Origin of the sequence: Rhodococcus sp. CX (assembly GCF_015865005.1) — a bacterium.
Classification (GTDB): Bacteria; Actinomycetota; Actinomycetes; order Mycobacteriales; family Mycobacteriaceae; genus Rhodococcus.
Genome location: NZ_JADZGH010000156.1, coordinates 6,213 through 6,635 on the forward strand (window position 1 = coordinate 6,213; position 423 = coordinate 6,635).

Annotated in this window: 1 pseudogene; it reads right to left on the reverse strand. The window is 70.0% G+C overall.

The window, feature by feature from the left end:
* Window positions 1-12: 12 nt before the first annotated feature.
* Window positions 13-423: pseudogene (locus I0Q12_RS32985) on the reverse strand (DUF2236 domain-containing protein); the annotation flags it as partial.

Here is a 423-nt window from a genome sequence, read left to right on the forward strand (position 1 = left end):
AGTAGGGCTGGGTCAGCGCGGCGCCGCGTCGACCAGGTCGTGTTCGACGCCGTAGTCGACCCGCATCCGCTCGATCGCGGCATCGCGACCCTTGTAGGCGCGGAGCGTCACCCGCTCGCGGTCCGGGTGGCGACGGTCCTGGATGCGGTTGACGAGAGCGAGGACAGGGCCGACGTGGCGCAGCACGTGCTTGATCGGCCCGTCCGAGATGTGGAGGGCGTCGGCGTCGGCGTCACCGATGAACACGCGCTGCAGGCCGTACATCAACGTCCGCGACACGGCCCGCTTGATGCGCTCGTTGCCCGGCAGCAGGTTCGCCAGTTCCGGGACGAGGTAGTCGTCGGTGAGCGCGACGACGAACTCCCGGTCGTCGTCGCCCGGGCCGGGCGAGGTCAGCCGGTACAGCTCCTCGACGAGGATGTG